Source organism: Aquimarina algiphila (assembly GCF_007489275.1).
Taxonomy (GTDB): domain Bacteria; phylum Bacteroidota; class Bacteroidia; order Flavobacteriales; family Flavobacteriaceae; genus Aquimarina; species Aquimarina algiphila.
The window spans coordinates 1-15350 of record NZ_VLNR01000037.1; the positions used below are offsets into that span (position 1 = coordinate 1).

A 15350-nucleotide genomic window follows, 5' to 3' on the forward strand; every position below is an offset into this window, starting at 1 on the left:
CTTTTTCAACTTGGGCAACTATTGCCAATTTAAAGCCTAAATTGTAATCTCGTTGTGTACGCTTCTTCCTTGGTTGTTCTGAATGTTTCATAAATAAGTCAATTTTGTGTCAACTTATTTTAGGACAAGACAAACATATATAAAAAGGCTACTCGTAATGAGTAGCCTTTTTATATACACTACTGCTCCATTTTTAAATAATAATCTACAGAATGTTTACCGGATCCATAGAACAGAAAAAATACACATAACAGTAAAATTGTACTGGCAATAATTAAATTTGCTGTATTCATTTCTCCTATGAAATTAATAATAACGGCTCCAAAAAGTAAAGGAAGTTGAGCCATTACCGACCACCTAGTGAGTAAACCGAATGCGATAAGTATCCCTCCTATTAAATGAGCGGGAGCAACATAATGAATAATAATCATAGAACCTGCAAGATTCTGAACAGGTTTGATAAGGTCAACAAGAATTTGGCTATTGCTAATAAAATTTATTCCTTTTATGAATAAAAATACCCCAAGAGCAACTCTTAATAAATCTAATGGGTAATACGTATGTGCATTAGCCCATTTATTTAATGATTTTATTGTTGGCATAATAATACATATATTGATTACACCTCTATAAGATACTGATTTATAACCTAATAAAAAAAAGTAATAAAATCAAACAACACTAACGCCTCGCATATCGAATACTTCTGTAAAGACGAATAATATCATTTTTAAGTAAAAGAAGTATTTCTGGTAGAGACATTATTACTTTTTTGGTAATTAAATCTACTATATAATGCAAACGAAGCTTTAATTGTTCTTCATATTTATAATAATACAAAACCAATGCGCAAATACCAAAAACAAATAATAATACACCTATAAAAGCCTGTAGTGGAGTTAATGTGCGGTAAAAGAAACTGTTAAGCCCTAACCCAAACCAGCTTCCATAAAGCACAAAAAAGTGAATAATATAGATAGAGAGTGTTCTACCTCCTATTTTGGTCATTATTTTACCTGTAAAATAATTTCTCATAAGAATAAATACAGAGAAAAGCATACACACATTACCCAATCTAATAAATAAAAAATTATTATATGCGACAGATTTAAATACAGTAATACCACTCAAGTCATAAAACAACATTAATATGCTTGAAGAATAAAAAACTAATATTGCTCCTAAAGAAAAAAGTAACGTAATGGCAAATGGATAAAATACTTTATGCTTTCCATACTTAAGAAAAAGACTAGCTATAAAACTACCAAAACATACATAACCAAACCATGGGAACAATGTAAAAACTGATCCATTTTTACTCGTAAAATAATTTGCTACAGTTTTTGGTAAAAATTCTAAAATACAACTTCCATATATTGGTTGCAATAGAAAGATAATGATTCCCATACCTAATACAGTATTTTGAAACCAAGCAGTATTTGTTCGATATAATAAAAGATACATTCCTATCAACAGCAACAAAGACGTTCCCATACACTGCAATACATCAACAAAGAAAAATGAAGGGTTTACCGTTCCTTTAAAGATCGCATAAAAACTCAGGCGTAATAAATATCCCCAAAAAATCACTTTAATTGCCCGTTTTATTCCTTTTAACACCCTAGGGTTTTCTAATCCGGTTAAGTTTTGTTTGAGTAATAAATACGTAAAAATAAAACCTGTAATGGTAAAGAATGTAGGAGCGGTCATTCCTCTAAAGTATTCCCAAATTGAATATATTAAATTGTTTCTATCTCGATATGTATCTCCTAAAAGAGTATGTACAAAATGCCCTTGAAGCATCATAATAATAGCGAATGCTCGTATTGCATCAAGAAAATGCAACCGACTACTTTGTTTAGTCATGATTGAAATGTTTGGTTAGTTTGTTTCCCTCAAAACGGGTTTTGAATGTTAATATTACTTAAAAAAAGAAGTAAACCATTTAATTTATAGTCTATTTCTGCTATTTTATGTACCAAATCATACAAATCTAACAGGATTAAAAAATTTGAATATCCTAAAAAATTGAATTTCAAAGAATTCGGATATACTTCAAAAACTTATTGATGTATATTATATTAAAAACATTCTGACAAGGAAGAATTTTCAGAATTATTAATTGATAATGTCACGCTATACTGATAGGGTTCTCAAAATCAAATATCAACATTTGAAGAATAATAACTAATTAATAAAATCAAACCTAATATGTTTTTCTATTTTGGCATCTTTATTGGTGCATTTTTATAAATAAAAACAACATAGTATGAAAACTGATTCTTATACAAAATTTATAATGAGTATAATTGCTATTTGCCTAGTTATTATAGTAGTTAGAGATATGGATATCATTCCAAAAGCTCATGCCAATAATAGCTCTGAGTCAAAATATGGTATTTTACCAATTAATGACGACGGCACTATCACTGTTCGTTTAAGTAATACAGATGAAATTGATGTAAACATCAAAAGCATTGACACTTATGATAAACTCAAAGTAGATTTGACAGATATCAATACGGACAAGGAACTAAATATTAATATTGATGAAATAGGGGGTAGTTATGTATCTAGTGGAGGACCTATCAAAGTGAAGATTCAAAATTAATCCTCTTGAAAAAGCTAAAATATTAGCTTTTTCAAGAGGATACTTAAAACCTGATAATAACATCAGTAAAATATAGGCTAACTCAACTAAATTGTTATTATCTTATACTACAAAGCCGCAGCTCCTTTTGAAATATTATCCAAAGCTTTCGTAATTGTTTGTAATATATTTTCATTTCCATTAATATCGTGACGAAGCCTTAAAAACTCCGGATCATTATAAGAGACCTTTACAACTCCTTCATCATCTTGCCATACCAGTACTTTTTGTGGAAGGTCCAACCCTGTGATTTGCGAGTTTTGCATCAATGGAGTACCTAACTTAGGGTTACCAAACATAATCACTCGCGTAGGGTTTAACTCTAAACCAACAGATGCTGCATTTGCTTGATGATCCAATTGAGCTACAATCTTAAGGTTTGGATTATTAGTAATAATTTCTACTAATGTATTATATGTATCTTCAAAATTTTGAGAGCTTACTTTTGTAATTACACCTTGCGCTTTATCTATTTCCATTTCTTGTTTAGGATTCTGTTCTTTGTCCTTAGACGTATCATTTTGACTTTGATTACAAGAAGTAATTGTTAATACTATCAAAAGAAATCCAAATATTTTATAAATGGTCATGGTGGTTTGTTTTTTTATTGGTCGTAATAACCTATACGATAATTACAAATTATATTTTATACTTAATATCCAGTATCTAGGTTGAACAACATAGCTAGAGGTACTATTATACAATTCGTTAAAACTATCCCTATTAATACTTTTTGTACCTAATGCATTAGTTACAGAAAATTTATATTCCCATTTACTATCGGATTGCTGATACAACATATCAATATCCCAAAAACTATATTCATTAAGTGTAGTTTGGGTATCCTTATAATTATAATAATTATATGAAGATTTTATCAAAAAACTTTTGGCAAATGACCAGTCTAAACGAACAAAGGGTTGATTGGTATAAAATGTCGTTTCTGCTCCATTATTATCATAGTCGTTTATTGTAAGACTATACCCTATATCAAAATTTGGTCCTTTCTTAAAATTAGTTGACCATTCTGTCCTATACATTTGGGTAAGACTTATACTTTCGCTAGGTTGGGTGTTTATAATATTATTAAAGCTAGACCAGTTTATATTTTACATCTAATTCCCCTTTCATTTTACCAAATGTTCTACTAAACCTTCCATTAGCAGAAAATACCTGATCAGCCAAATTAGAATTCGCAGAAGTATTCACTCTATTAATTCCATTAATAACACTTGTGTTTTTAATTGGATTACGTCGGTTAGTATAACTGATTCTAGCAAAAACATTGGTATAATTAAACATATTGAAGCTAAAATAATTTAGAGAAAAATTATCATACAAAGCATTTTCTAAATTACGGTTTCCTTGTATTAAGGAGTTATAATTATTAAATATATATCCCCTTGCCAATCTATTGACATCTGTATATTCTGCTGTTATCGAATAATTCAACCTAAAACTTTCACTACTTTTTAACTGAGCCAAAACAAAGAAATCTGGTAGTATCTTCCACTCATTTTGGTGAATAACAGCTCCTAATTGTCGGTCTCTTAAGTCATAATTATGAAGACTGACACCAGGGTTAATTGTAAAAATACCGGTAATAAATTTATAATGCATACTTGCAAAAACATCACTAAAATTATACTTCACTCGATTACCAAATTCTTCGGTTTCAAAATCATTACGTCTATCATTATTAAGAGTTTGAAAAATATTAGAATTAAAGTTTTGTGCACTCTGTATAGTTCCTAAGGTAAAATTGAGATTACTCTTTTTATTCAACACATAATAATAGTCCAGTTTTGCATCTAATTTGCTGGTTTTCGTGTTTTTTTCCTGATTGATATTATACTGATCTGATTCTTCTAAAGGATCAAAGATATCCGAGGCAGGATCTAAGGGATCATTAATTTGAGTAAAAATACCTCTAAACGGAATTTCTGTTCGAATCGCATTATAAAAGGGATCCTCTTCTTGAAAAAGATGCTGTGCTTCAAGAGAAAATATATTTTTAGCGTTAAGCGTATAATATGCATTTGTATTCTGTTGTATAGAAAATGGAGTATTTTCGAGCCTTTCATTTATATCTTCAGAAATGGTTGATCTTCTAGAAAGGAAAATATCATTTTCTTGTTGCCTGGAACCTTTTCCAAGAATATCATAATCTAATCTAAAATTGGTATTGGGCCTATAACTCGCGCTTAATTTTAGTAATCCTAAAGTGCTTTTTTGCTGTGTATTTTCTGAAGTTTCTTCAACAGTATTATCTGAAGCGTCTGGAGTATCATCAATATAAACTCTGCGTGTATTCGTAATTAAATCTGTTTCGGTATTACTTACAATACCATAACCGCTAAGGTCTAATTTTTTGTTGGCAACAACACTAAAATTAGCAGCTCCAAATTTGGTATCTATTTCATTTGCACGATTATTCTGTAGTGTTGCAAAAGCAAGATCATCTGTAGAAATTGTGAATGACGTTCCTCCTCTTCCCAAATTTCTAAATCCTCCTGTAAAATTAAAATAATCTCTTCTTGTAAACGGAACTTCACCGATATCATTCAAATCAGTAATAATATTTAAACTATATGACGGGCTATAATAAAACAGTTTGGGTTTAATGATATAACGTTCTGTTTCTCCAACTCCGGATCCTGCAGTAATGTCACCAAACCAGAAATTCTTTTTTCCTTCCTTAAGCTTAATATTAATTGCTATCTGATCTTGTGAATTGCGAAGACCTCTCATCTGTCCTACATCTTCATAATTACGAAGCACTTCTACCTTATCCAATGCATCAGCAGGAATGTTCTTGGTTGCCAATTTTGAATCTCCATCAAAAAAATCTTTTCCTTCTACCATCACTTTTGAGACCCTTTTTCCTTCTATTTCAATTTCACCATTTTCATTCACATCGACACCTGGAAGTTTTTCTAAAACATCACCCAACTTTTTTTCTGTTCCATTTACAAAAGAATCTGTATTATAAACCAATGTATCTCCTTTAACAACCACAGGTATTTCATATACAATCTCTACTTCATCCAAATTATTTTCCTGAGATTTCATCTCAAAATCCACAGTAACATTATTAGCGTTTACCTCAATTGACTTCACTTCTGTAGAAAGCCCAATAAAACTAACCTTAAGAAGGTAAACATTATTTTGCGGTACCGAAATTTTATACTTTCCTTCTGCGTTAGTAATCCCATATCCAACCATTGTATTATCAGATTTTTTATATGCAATTACATTTGCCATTTCTATTGAATTGCCAATTGAATCTTTTACAAATCCTATAATCTGACTTTTTTGGGCATTAACTACCTGTGCTATTCCGAAAAGGAATACCAGTACTTGTATTTTTTTACTCATTCTATGATTGATTTTATCCGTTTCTATGTGCAGAAATCATAGTCGTGACATTGTGAGTTCCTATTGTAAAACAATAATCTAATGTATATGCTCATCAGATTATTGCTTTACCTAAAATTCTTATCCTCCAATTCGAATTCTCAAACCGTCTCCATCACCTCTTCTTGACATACGATCCCTCATTTCTTCCATTTTTTTCTCCATAATTTCTTCAAATTCTTGTTCAGAAACTACTTTGCCTTTGACCGGTGCATTGATTTCTATTTTCTTTTTGGGATTGAGAACAATTTTAGAGCATAATATATTTTCATCACCATCACCAACTTCTAATATCAAACCTGGCAATCCCCAATAATTTCCTGGACCATTAGATACAGGGATTTCTGGAGTATACCATGCAGTAATTGTAATCTCTTCTTCTTCGGATTCATCAGTATTCTCCTCATTATTATCAGTAGCAATTCTTATATTTCTCAAACGTTGCCCCATACGTTTTGCAGTTGCTTTATAACAGGTATAAGCTCCGATAGTTTTGGTTTCATCTTCTAATATCCAATCTAGCTCTTCTAGATTATCTTTTATCAGAAATAATTTACCCATCATATCTTGTTTACTTACATATCTTCCTTCTTTACTATTTTTATATAAAACATTAGAAGGCCCAGATCCCGCTATCATAACTCGTACACCGCTAGCAGGTTTTGGCCCCTCTAAGCTTTGAAGTTCTTTGTAGACAGATTCTGTACCATTAAAGTTTAAAGTATATTCTCTCTGAAATTGTTTTTTGAGCATTTCCTGAAGTTGTTTTTGCATATCTGCATTCATTCTGGAATCATCCATATTAAGATCTACCTTGCGATTTGTCTTATACGTTGCTATACCTTGAAAATCCTGAGCAAACAAACTTTCAAATACAAAAAGGAATATCAATATTAAAATTCGTACCATAACTATTGTTTTTGATTATTACTGTACAAATATGTAAACCAAACATTAATAGAACAGTTAACCAGTGTTAACGTGTGTTAACCGATTCGTTTTATATAAGATAAGAGTCTTACTTTTGAATTATGCGAAGAAAAAGTTATAAGAATATACTATATCTTATCATTGCTGTAATTGTTATTACACTTGATATTCAGATATACTGGAATTTAAAAAACTATGAATCTGGAAAACAACAACTGATTAATGAAGTACAAATCAGTTTGGACAATGCAGTAAACCAATATTACACTGAACTCGCAGAAGAAAACACAATACGCTTTGCTTCAGACTCTGCTAATCTTAGAAAATTTTTAAGAAAAGAGAATTTTAGAAATCTTATGCGAGATATGGACTCTGATTGTATTGATTTTAAAACTTATAATTTTTCTGATAGTATTGATACGGCTGATATATCAATAATTAGAAGTTTATCAAAAGAAAATATATCCAACCCTCCTAAGCGCTTATTTATTACAGCAAATAATAATTCATCTGACAGAGCAAAATTGACTCTATTACGAAAACACGACAGTATACACCAAAAAGAGATATTCGAACAATTAACATCTAAAATTGTGATTTCAATTACTCAGGATTCTCTTAGACTTCCAAAAATAGATACTTTAATACAACAAGAATTTCTTAGAAAAAACATTACTGTAGATTACGGTTTAAAATATATTGACCCATTTGGTAAGGAAACAAAAACTAAAAATAAAATTGTAGATACTGCTGTCTTAAGCACTTCTTCAGAATCCATATATCTCCCTAAAGTAAGCTCTCTAGAATTATTCTTCACTAATGAAAAACTAACTATTTTTAAAAAAAATCTGTTAGGTATTCTTTTATCTTTTTTATTAATGGGTATTGTAGTTGGATGCCTGCTTTTTTTACTAAGAATCATTAATCACCAAAAGCAATTAGCAGAACTAAAAAATGATCTAATTAGTAATATCACACACGAATTTAAGACACCCATTGCTACCATAAGCGCTGCAATTGAAGGCATTCAAAACTTTAATCAGGAAAACGATCCAGAAAAGACTAAAAAATATGCAACGATATCCTCAAATCAATTGAGCAAGCTTAATATAATGGTAGAAAAAATCCTTGAAACTGCCACTTTAGACAGTGATAAACTACAATTAAACACAGAAGAAATATATCTCACAGATTATATCCAAACGATTACAGATAAACATCAGGTAAATTCACCAGAAAAAAAAATCATCTTCAACAGTACACAAAAAGATATACGATTAAAAATTGATGTATTTCATTTTGAGAATGCTATTAATAATGTAATTGACAACGCCATCAAATATGGAGGGAATTTGATTAAGGTAAATATTAACGCAATAGTTTCTTCTATTTTGATAGAAATTGAAGACAATGGAAAAGGACTTACTAAGGCACATAAAGAGAAAATATTTGAAAAGTTTTATCGTGTACCTAAAGGAAACACTCATGATGTTAAGGGTTTTGGAATTGGATTATTCTATACCAAAACCATTATCGAAAAACATGGCGGAACCATACAGTTATCTTTAGATAAAGGAGTAACAAATTTCAAAATCATATTACCTAATGGCTGAGATCATCAAAATATTAATTGCAGAAGATGAACCTTCTTTAGGTCAAATCATCAAAGAGAGTCTAGAAACTAGAAATTTCAAAGTATATCTTGCCCAAAATGGCGAAGAAGCATACACTCTCTACAAAACAAAAGCTCCTAAACTATTGGTATTGGATGTGATGATGCCCAAAAAAGATGGCTTTACACTAGCCAAAGAAATTAGACAAGAGGATAATGCAATTCCTATTATATTTCTAACAGCCAAGTCACAAACTCAGGATGTAGTTGAAGGATTTACTATTGGCGGAAACGATTATCTTAAAAAACCATTCAGTATGGAAGAATTGATCGTGAGAATCAATAATTTATTACACCGTATCACTCTACAGAAAAGTGCAGAGATAATTACTATTGGGGCCTATATATTTGATTTCCCAAAACAAACACTCACTTATCAAGAACTAAATCAACAACTTACTCATAGAGAAGCACATCTGTTATTTCATTTGGTAAAAAACAAAAATCAGGTACTGGATAGATCCATGATACTCAAAAAATTATGGGGTGATGATGATTTTTTTAATGGACGAAGTATGGATGTCTTTATAACAAAACTTCGCAAAAAATTAAAAAACGACGATTCTATACAGATTATTAATGTAAGAGGGTATGGATATAAACTCGTCTGTTAGTGCTAATTCTCTTAGATTCTATATCCACAATTAGGTAATTAACTAGGTTTCAAAACATAAATCTTATTGAAATTCTTTTCCATCCTTTTTATGTTCCTCATAAATTCTATTATATTTACGCCCAAACTTGAACCAACGTTTTTTACAAGAACACCCCGAGAAAAATAATCGAATATGCATATAGCTATAGCTGGAAATATCGGTGCCGGAAAGACTACATTGACCCGATTACTTGCTAAACATTATAAATGGGAAGCCCATTTTGAAGATGTATTAGAAAATCCTTACTTAGAAGATTTCTATAACAAAATGGAACGTTGGTCTTTTAATCTTCAGATTTATTTCCTGAATAGTCGTTTTAGACAAATACTCGATATTCGCGAAAGCGGAAAAGATATTATACAGGATAGAACTATATACGAAGATGCCTATATCTTTGCTCCTAACTTACATGCAATGGGATTGATGACCAATCGTGATTTTGAAAATTACAGGTCACTTTTTGATCTTATGGAAAATGTTGTTGAAGGTCCGGATCTTCTTATTTATTTGAGAAGTAGTATTCCTAATCTCGTAAACCAAATTCATAAACGTGGTCGAGAATATGAAAATACAATTAGTATTGATTATCTAAGTAGACTTAACGAGAGGTATGAAGCCTGGGCGCATGATTATGATAAAGGAAACCTTTTAATCGTTGATGTAGACCATATCAATTTTGTAGATAACCCTGAAGATTTAGGAAGTATTATTAATCGTATCGACGCAGAGTTAAACGGATTATTTTAATCTTGTGAGTAGCGATATGGATTTTAATTTGCTCTTTCAATTCCTTGAAGATTTACAAAACAACAATCATAAAGAATGGATGGATGCTAATAGAAAACAGTATCAAACCATTCGAAATTCATTTGTTCAATGGTTAGATGATCTGGATTCGAAATTAGCAGGTATTGACCCTAACTACTTTCCAACTCCAGGAAAAAAAGGGATTAATCGCATCAATAACAACTTACTTTTTCACCCAAACAAGCCTGTGTATAAGGATCATTTTGGGGCAGGACTCGATCAGCGTACCAAACAAGGAGATTTTTATGTTCATATCGGAATCTCAGAGTGTTTATTAGCTGGTGGGTACTGGAAACCTGATAATAAGATTTTAAATAGTATTCGAGAAGCCATTGATTATAATGGAGAAGAATTAGTGAAAATCATAAATAAAAAAAGTTTCAAGCGTACTTTTGGCGGAATGCTTCCTGATGAAGATAAACTAAAAAAAGCTCCAAAAGGTTATACTGTAGATCATGAGCATATTGATTTACTTCGTCATCGAACTTTTGCAGTTATTCATCCCTTAACCAAAAAAGATATTCTTAGCGATGATTTTATGGATAAAGTCATAGAAGTTTATAAAGAAATGCTTCCTTTTCGACGATATTTTAATGAGGCGGTAACTGTATAACGTAGCCCCATTAAAAAGCAACAATTCTTAAAAATCTAATCTATTTTCTTAGATAAATATTCGACAATTATATTTGTCGCTCCTGTATTGCTATTAATAAAGTGTCCAGAAATCATTCCTGTCTTCTCTCTAAACTTTTTATCTTCTGCAAGTTTCTGAATCACATTGGTAAATTCGACAGCATTAGTAATGGAGAATAGTCCGGCTAGTTTTTGTAATTGTTTTGCTTCTCTAAACTTTTCGAAGTTTTTACCAATTATGATAGGAATTCCAAAAGTAGCTGGTTCTAGAATATTATGCAATCCTCCAGTTCCCATAGCGCCTCCTACATATGCAATATCTCCATAACTATATACTCTTGATAAATACCCTATTGTATTCATAATAAAAACCTGTTGATTTTTTAGATCTATACCTTCTTTTTCTGAATATACAACAGTTTTCTTTTTGATTTTCCCTCTCAATCCATTCACACTACTGTCTTTAATTTCGTGAGGAGCGATAATAAAACAAATTTTATCTGATGCTTCATTTACGAAATCTATAAACACCTCTTCATCTTGAGGCCAGGAACTCCCCATTACAATACAGAGTCGATCATTAATAAATTCTGAAATAAAATCTACATGATTATCCATCTCTATCTGATGTGATACTCTATCAAAACGTGTATCTCCACTTAATGTAACATTATTAAAACCAAGCCCTTCGATCAAATTTTTGGACTCTGTATCCTGAACAAAAAAATGATCCACCATCAATAGTGTTTTACGCATAAAACCACCGTACCACTTAAAGAAAGAGTGATCTTCTCTAAATGTTGTTGATATAAATACCACAGGAATATTTTTTGTTTGTAGCATTTTAAGGTAATTAGGCCAAAATTCATACTTTACAAAAATTGCTAATTCTGGTTGTACCTTTTCTATAAATTTCTGAGCATTGCGCTTGGTATCTATCGGAAGGTATACTATGAGATCAGCTAGCGTACTATTTTTCTTAGCTTCATATCCTGAAGGGGAAAAAAAAGTAACCAATAACTTATGATTTGGATATTCTTTTTTTAACTCTTCCATCACAGGCACTCCTTGTTCATATTCACCTAAAGATGCACAATGAAACCAGAGGACACGATCCTCGGCGAATATTTTTTCATCTACTATTTGAAAAACGTTTTTCCTTCCTTCTACAAACAATTTTAGTTTAGGACTAAACATTCCTATAATCGGAAGTATATTTTCAAATATCGCAATAAAGAAGTTGTATAAAACGCTCAAGAATGATGATTTTTTTATGAATTGCTAAAATACAGCTCTTTGTTGTAAAACAACATGGAAAATTTCAAAAGAAGCTTCTTGATTATTTTAAAGAATCAACAATTTAAACCCAAATATTATACGTATAATCTATTATTTGTCTTAAAAATTAAATAACTTGATATCAATATTCACACAAACTCAATATTTATGAAATTAAAAACTACTTTAATTGCGCTATTCTCATGTGCTATATTATGCTCTCAAAGCTTCCGCGAGGTACAACTTCCTAAACCTGAAAACCTAAGCTCTTTTTTTATTGGCCCTCTACTTAAGTCCACAATTCATTATGGAGTTACACCTCCAAATTTTAATGGTAAAGTAATTCTATTTAATCATGGATATATTGATCTCAACCAATCCCAATTCTTATTTGACAATTCTTTTTATCAAGAAACTTACAATGAAGGGTACCAAGCTGTTTTTGTAGCGACTACGCGAGGAGAAGGAATTTGGATTAATGGAAAATTATTAGCCGAGTCTATTGATATTGTTACTCAAAAATTCGATGTAGACCAATTATATTTAATAGCGCATAGCAATGGCGGAAAAGCTTCAGAAGCCGCAATGTTTCATTATGGAAAAAAGAACAAAGTAGCGCAAGCATTTGCTCTTGGCACTCCTTTTTGGGGTACATATCTAGCAGATATTTCACAGATGCCCTGGTTAAATTGGGCTTGGAAACTTACTGGGTTAAATGAAGGCGCCAGAACCTCAACAACATACTATTGTAGAGATGTTATAAGACCTTTTTTAGATAATCATCCCAATAATGAACCAGAAAAGTTTGTTGTACTAGGAGCGTCAGGTTATTATAAAGGGTCTACTATTGCAGCTCCTGCTTTTTTACTTACAGGAGGGATTTTGCTTCCAGTCCAGGGAATAAATGATGGTGTGGCTCCTTACAGGAGTACACTTAGACCTGGTGCCGAGTATGTATTTAGAAAAAATGATTCGAGAGCTATTTTTGATCACCTTGATGTTAGTCTGGGACAGTTTAGTTGGTCATATATAAAATCATATATCGAAAATCGTGCTCCAAAAAACACCATCACTCCTGATACCAACCATAATAATTTTAAGATAGAAAGTAATTATTATATTATCCAATCTGAAAATGAATATGATCGCATCGTATTAGATAAAAACTCTAGTTATGCAGTAACCGAAGTTATTCATGAAAATCCAACTGCAGAATTTAAGGTTTTTGATAAAAATCATAAAAAATTAAATCTATCAAAAAGCTTTAGTACAGAAAGTCATAAAACTACTATTCCGGTTTCACAACATGACTTAACATTAAAAAGTGACTCTCGATTCGCAGCTTTTGTAAAACAAAATAGCGGAGTAAAAATGTCTTTAGAACATATTATAGAAAAGAATCATCAAATATTAAAAGTTAAGATTTATTCTGATAAAAAAGATTTTTTGTCGCTTCTAAATACTGAAGTACGAGCTGTGATAACCAAAACTTCAAAAATTGATGGAACACCTTTACAAAATGATTCTAAAGTAATCATATTTGAGAAAGATAAAGATGGTTTTTATTTCGACACCAGGAATCTGGAAGAAGGTGTATATAGTTTATTTCTAAATTCAGAAAATAAAGGAAATTTTAGAAGAAGTATTATTTCGGGATTCGTTGTGGGAGATATCAAAAACAATTTAACTACTATAGAAAATGAAAATACTTTAGAAAAACCAGAGAAATCAATTCAGATTACACCAAACTCGGTTAAAGACCAAGCCGTTTTATTTATAAAAGGATACACTACTCTAAATAATTGGCTAAACGTAAAGATATATGATATCACAGGAAAAGATATTAAAAGCTTTACAATCAGAACAAATCAGAGTCTAAAATATAATATCTCTGAACAATTACAAACATTAAGTAGTGGCATTTATCTTCTTAACGTTGATGATTTTAAAACTATAAAATTTAATAAAGAATAAGTGAGTTGATATATATGTAAAGTGAAATGTATGTCTAGATACATTTCACTTTATTATTTGCAGTTAATAAAAAATATATCAAAACTATAGTTCACATTGGCAATCGTATCAATATTTTGTACTTTCGTGAGGTTACAATAAACACATTCATGAAGAAAATACAAATGGTTGATCTTAAGGGTCAATATGAGCAAATTCAAGAACAAGTAGATTCATCTGTACTTAACGTTATACATTCCACAGCTTTTATTAATGGACCCGAGGTTCATAGTTTTCAAAAAGAACTAGAGGATTATCTAAATGTAAAACATGTAATTCCTTGTGCAAATGGGACAGATGCATTGCAGATTGCCATGATGGGACTTGGTCTTCAACCAGGAGATGAAGTGATTACAGCAGATTTTACATTTGCCGCAACTGTAGAAGTAATCGCATTGCTTCAACTTACTCCAGTATTAGTAGATGTAGAGCCTGATTCCTTTAATATTGATCCAGAAGCCATAAAAAAAGCAATTACACCAAAGACCAAAGCTATTGTGCCTGTGCATCTGTTTGGTCAAGCAGCCAATATGGATGCAATAATGGCAATTGCAGAAGACTATAATTTATACGTAATCGAAGATAATGCTCAGGGTATTGGCGGAAGTTATACATTTGAAGATGGGAAATCTGTAAAAACAGGGACTATTGGCCATGTAGCGTCAACTTCTTTTTTTCCTTCTAAAAACTTAGGATGCTATGGTGATGGAGGTGCGATCTTTACTAATGATGATGAGCTAGCACATATTATTCGAGGAGTAGTAAATCATGGAATGTACAAGCGATATCATCATGATGTTGTTGGTGTAAATTCTCGTTTAGACTCTATACAGGCAGCAGTTTTAAGAGCAAAATTACCTAATTTGGATCGCTACAATGATGCAAGAAGAACAGCCGCAAGAAAATATAATAAAGCGTTTGAAGGAATTAAAAATATCATAACCCCATCAGCAAAAGGAAATACTTGTGATGTGTCCCAAGGTAAAATTTGCAATACTTGTAATTGTCATGTATTTCATCAATATACCCTTAGAGTAATTAATACTGATCGTGATGCTTTAGTCAAACATCTTAATGATAATGCAATTCCTTGTGGGGTCTACTACCCTATCCCATTACACAGTCAAAAGGCATATCAAGACTCACGATATAATGAAGCTGATTTTCCTGTTACGAATCAGCTGGTTACAGAAGTTATTTCCTTACCTATGCATACAGAACTAGATAATGAACAAATAGATTTTATTACTAAAACTGTTATTGATTTTGTAACAAAATAAATCATACTCATAAT

The 15350-nt window shown here is 31.1% G+C and carries 14 protein-coding genes; 7 read left to right on the forward strand and 7 right to left on the reverse strand.

Annotation, left to right across the window (positions count from 1 at the left end; all coding sequences use genetic code 11):
• Positions 1–179: 179 nt before the first annotated feature.
• Positions 180–602, reverse strand: a complete 423-nt coding sequence (locus tag FOF46_RS16835; RefSeq protein WP_143917262.1) for a DoxX family protein — start codon at positions 600–602, stop codon at positions 180–182.
• Positions 603–681: 79 nt separating this feature from the next.
• Positions 682–1866 (reverse strand): heparan-alpha-glucosaminide N-acetyltransferase domain-containing protein, encoded by a 1185-nt coding sequence (locus FOF46_RS16840; protein ID WP_143917263.1) that lies wholly within the window; start codon positions 1864–1866, stop codon positions 682–684.
• Positions 1867–2269: 403 nt separating this feature from the next.
• Between FOF46_RS16840 and FOF46_RS16845 the strand changes: the two genes are divergently transcribed.
• Positions 2270–2611: a hypothetical protein gene (locus FOF46_RS16845; RefSeq protein ID WP_109435471.1), complete on the forward strand. Its 342-nt coding sequence runs from the start codon at positions 2270–2272 to the stop codon at positions 2609–2611.
• A gap of 107 nt (positions 2612–2718) precedes the next feature.
• On the opposite strand, the gene FOF46_RS16850 is transcribed toward FOF46_RS16845, so the two are convergent.
• From FOF46_RS16850 to FOF46_RS16860, 4 genes are all read right to left on the reverse strand, one after another.
• A complete protein-coding gene (locus FOF46_RS16850) occupies positions 2719–3240 on the reverse strand; it encodes a DUF302 domain-containing protein (RefSeq protein ID WP_109435472.1) in 522 nt (173 codons plus the stop codon).
• Positions 3241–3282: 42 nt separating this feature from the next.
• Positions 3283–3690: a hypothetical protein gene (locus tag FOF46_RS33050; protein ID WP_333968568.1), complete on the reverse strand. Its 408-nt coding sequence runs from the start codon at positions 3688–3690 to the stop codon at positions 3283–3285.
• A gap of 52 nt (positions 3691–3742) precedes the next feature.
• The gene (locus FOF46_RS16855; protein ID WP_333968567.1) at positions 3743–6028 is read right to left on the reverse strand and encodes a carboxypeptidase-like regulatory domain-containing protein; all 2286 of its coding nucleotides are present in this window, start codon (positions 6026–6028) and stop codon (positions 3743–3745) included.
• Between the two features lie 120 nt (positions 6029–6148).
• Positions 6149–6976, reverse strand: a complete 828-nt coding sequence (locus FOF46_RS16860) for a GLPGLI family protein (RefSeq protein WP_143917264.1) — start codon at positions 6974–6976, stop codon at positions 6149–6151.
• A 122-nt stretch (positions 6977–7098) separates the two neighbouring features.
• On the opposite strand from FOF46_RS16860, the gene FOF46_RS16865 reads away from it, so the two are divergent.
• The 4 genes from FOF46_RS16865 (at position 7099) to FOF46_RS16880 (ending at position 10745) form a co-directional block, all read left to right on the forward strand.
• Positions 7099–8610: a sensor histidine kinase gene (locus FOF46_RS16865; RefSeq protein ID WP_143917265.1), complete on the forward strand. Its 1512-nt coding sequence runs from the start codon at positions 7099–7101 to the stop codon at positions 8608–8610.
• Positions 8603–9283 (forward strand): response regulator transcription factor, encoded by a 681-nt coding sequence (locus FOF46_RS16870; protein ID WP_109435476.1) that lies wholly within the window; start codon positions 8603–8605, stop codon positions 9281–9283. Before FOF46_RS16865 ends, FOF46_RS16870 begins: the two co-directional genes overlap by 8 nt.
• A 174-nt stretch (positions 9284–9457) precedes the next feature.
• On the forward strand, positions 9458–10072 hold the full coding sequence (locus tag FOF46_RS16875; RefSeq protein ID WP_109435477.1) for a deoxynucleoside kinase: 615 nt from the start codon (positions 9458–9460) through the stop codon (positions 10070–10072).
• 16 nt (positions 10073–10088) lie between these two features.
• A complete protein-coding gene (locus tag FOF46_RS16880) occupies positions 10089–10745 on the forward strand; it encodes a DUF2461 domain-containing protein (protein WP_143917266.1) in 657 nt (218 codons plus the stop codon).
• Positions 10746–10780: 35 nt separating this feature from the next.
• Here the strand turns inward: FOF46_RS16880 and FOF46_RS16885 are convergent, their stop codons facing one another.
• A complete protein-coding gene (locus FOF46_RS16885; RefSeq protein WP_244299640.1) occupies positions 10781–12022 on the reverse strand; it encodes a 3-deoxy-D-manno-octulosonic acid transferase in 1242 nt (413 codons plus the stop codon).
• Between the two features lie 189 nt (positions 12023–12211).
• On the opposite strand from FOF46_RS16885, the gene FOF46_RS16890 reads away from it, so the two are divergent.
• Positions 12212–14017 carry a T9SS type A sorting domain-containing protein gene (locus FOF46_RS16890; RefSeq protein WP_143917267.1) on the forward strand — a complete coding sequence of 602 codons (1806 nt, stop codon included), beginning with the start codon at positions 12212–12214 and terminating at the stop codon, positions 14015–14017.
• A 149-nt stretch (positions 14018–14166) separates the two neighbouring features.
• Positions 14167–15336: a DegT/DnrJ/EryC1/StrS family aminotransferase gene (locus FOF46_RS16895; RefSeq protein ID WP_143917268.1), complete on the forward strand. Its 1170-nt coding sequence runs from the start codon at positions 14167–14169 to the stop codon at positions 15334–15336.
• The last annotated feature ends 14 nt before the right edge of the window (positions 15337–15350 follow it).